The 2,662-nt window shown below is 53.0% G+C and carries 2 protein-coding genes; one reads left to right on the top strand and one right to left on the bottom strand.

All coding sequences use genetic code 11. The features are described from left to right. The coding region (locus tag HEQ34_RS14090) for a M20/M25/M40 family metallo-hydrolase (protein ID WP_296201537.1) at positions 1–1,188 on the top strand (1,188 nt) is incomplete at its 5' end. Positions 1,189–1,263: 75 nt separating this feature from the next. Here the strand turns inward: HEQ34_RS14090 and ctrA are convergent. Then, a complete protein-coding gene (gene ctrA, locus HEQ34_RS14085) occupies positions 1,264–1,962 on the bottom strand; it encodes a response regulator transcription factor CtrA (RefSeq protein ID WP_296201536.1) in 699 nt (232 codons plus the stop codon). Positions 1,963–2,662 lie beyond the last annotated feature (700 nt).

The raw sequence follows: 2,662 nt of genomic DNA, 5'->3' as shown, positions 1-2,662 counted from the left end.
CGCCATACATTGTCATCGGCAACGGACCCAAAACTCGGCATCGGTGCCGCCCGCAAATGGGCGCACAGCGAATTTGTGAAAATCGCCACGGCGTGCAATGGCTGCCTGCGGACAGAATTGCTCGAACGCAATATGTCGGGTCCGCGTATTCCAAATGGCGTCAATATTGTCGACGTGCTTGCGATTAAGCCCGGCACAATGGGCTGGGACCATGTCATCATTATCGCCGGACATATTGACAGCCGCGTTTCCGACGTGATGGATTTCACGCAAAATGCGCCGGGCGCTAATGACGATGGTTCGGGCAGCGCATTGGTGATTGAGGCGGCACGGATCATGTCTCAGCAGCCACAGAATGCAGCGACGATTGTTTTTGCTCTGCTGTCAGGCGAAGAACAGGGCCTAATGGGCGGACGGCTTCTCGCCGAAACCGCCAAGGAACGTGGCTGGAAAGTCAGCGCCATGTTGAACAATGATATTGTCGGCGGCACGCTTGGCACCGACGGACGCAAGGTTGATAATGTCGTGTGCGTCTTCAGCGAGGGCATTCGTGCCTCCGAAGATCTGGCGGGGCAGATGGCACGGCGCAATAGTGGCGGTGAAGATGACGGGCCAAGCCGTTCGCTGATGCGCTTTGCCGACAAGGTTGCTGCGCAAGCATATCCTGAGGTAACACTCGATGTCTTTGGCGTCCGTCGGCCTGACCGCTTTGCGCGCGGCGGCGACCATTTGCCTGCGCTCGAGCTTGGCTTTCCGGCCATCCGTTACACCGTCGGCGTTGAAAATTATCATCACCAGCATCAAGATCTGCGCACCGAAAATGGCATTGAATATGGTGATACCATCGACAAGATGGACTTCGACTATTTGGTAAAGGTGACGATGTTGAATGTTCTAACGGCAACGGCATTGGCCGATGCGCCGCCAGCGCCTGCGTCGGCGACATTAGGCGGCGCAGTCACTTCCAACACCTCAGTCACATGGGACGCAAGCCCCGGCGCGCAACGCTATCGCGTGTATCAGCGCCGCGCCGATGCGCAGGATTGGAACTTTGTCCGCGAACTGCAGGGCACCGAAACAGTGCTGGAGGGCTTGATCGTGGATGATCATTTTGTTGGCGTCAGTGCATTAAGTGCGAAAGGCGAGGAAAGCACGATCACTTTCGCTGGTCTGCCGCCACGGCGTTAAGCCACATATAGCAATGGGCGCAGCCATTTCTGACTGCGCCCATGGCCCCCCATAAAATGTGCACGTCAGGCCGCTTCAAGCAACGAGCTGCTCCACCTCGTCGAAATCGCGCAGTACATAGCCACGGCCCCACACCGTTTCGATGTAGTTTTCACCGCCACATGCCAGAGCCAATTTCTTGCGCAACTTGCAGATGAAGACGTCGATGATTTTCAATTCAGGCTCGTCCATGCCGCCATATAAATGGTTCAGGAACATTTCCTTGGTCAGCGTGGTGCCCTTGCGCAGGCTCAGCAGCTCAAGCATCGCATATTCCTTGCCCGTCAGGTGCACGCGGCTGCCGTTGACTTCAACGGTTTTGCCGTCGAGGTTCACCGCCAACTTGCCCGTGCGGATGACGGACTGCGAATGGCCTTTGGAACGACGCACAACCGCGTGGATGCGCGCGACCAATTCTTCGCGATGAAACGGCTTTGTTACATAATCATCGGCCCCAAAGCCAAAGGATCGGACCTTGGTGTCCATCTCGCTAATGCCTGAAAGAATAAGCACGGGCGTTTGCACTTTGGCAACGCGCAGTTTTTTCAAGACATCATATCCGTGCATGTCGGGCAAGTTCAAATCGAGCAATATGATGTCGTAATCATAGAGCTTGCCCAGATCGAGACCTTCCTCACCCAAGTCAGTCGTGTAGACATTGAACCCTTCCGTCGCGAGCATCATTTCAATTGCCTTCGCTGTGGTAGGTTCATCTTCAATCAAAAGAACACGCATGGGCAAACCCCTTTTTGAAACGCCTGGATCCCCCGAAACCGCTCAGACTTAACCAGCAGTGCTTCGAACGTTATTAACCATAATAGGAATGAACTTGAAAGGTTAATTTGGTGTTAATGCTAGGATTCCCGAGGGTTGTGATATTTTTGTTCACAAAAAATAACTATTTTCCAAGGGTTAAAGTATCGGGCTAATGTAAACTATATCGCATATTTTGTAACATTCCCGGGAGTTGGCTTCGGAATCGAAAGAAAAATCACATTTGCGACGGCGAAAACTTAACGGAAGTTAATAAAGTCATCGTCCGAGTTGTGCGACCCGATAGCCAATAAGCGCAGTGACCCTTTGTGGGCGAATGGTGCCCGGCGGTGTAACCAGATGCAACGCCACAGCCCGTGGTTGCCAGTCTTTCTATCGTATTACGATTGTTTGATTGGCGAGATATTCATCGACAATGACATCAGGCACTACCGCAATGCCAAGGCCGGATCGCACGCTGTGCAGCATTCCATCGCGCCGCTTATGCCCCCGCAGACTTCTGTGGGGCAGCGCAGCGATACGAAAACCGATGTCAAAACATTCCCCGATCAAATCAACTTTCGTATCGCGAGGGCGTGAACTATCTTAGGTCACATACTCATAAATTGGATTCCCAAAGTGATTGATATCTGATTCAATGCTTTTTCTGGAAGGGAGAAGC

This window comes from Sphingorhabdus sp. (assembly GCF_023910635.1).
Lineage (GTDB): Bacteria > Pseudomonadota > Alphaproteobacteria > Sphingomonadales > Sphingomonadaceae > Sphingorhabdus_B.
Note: the sequence above shows the minus strand (reverse complement) of the source record. Positions and strands in the feature narration are given on the sequence as shown.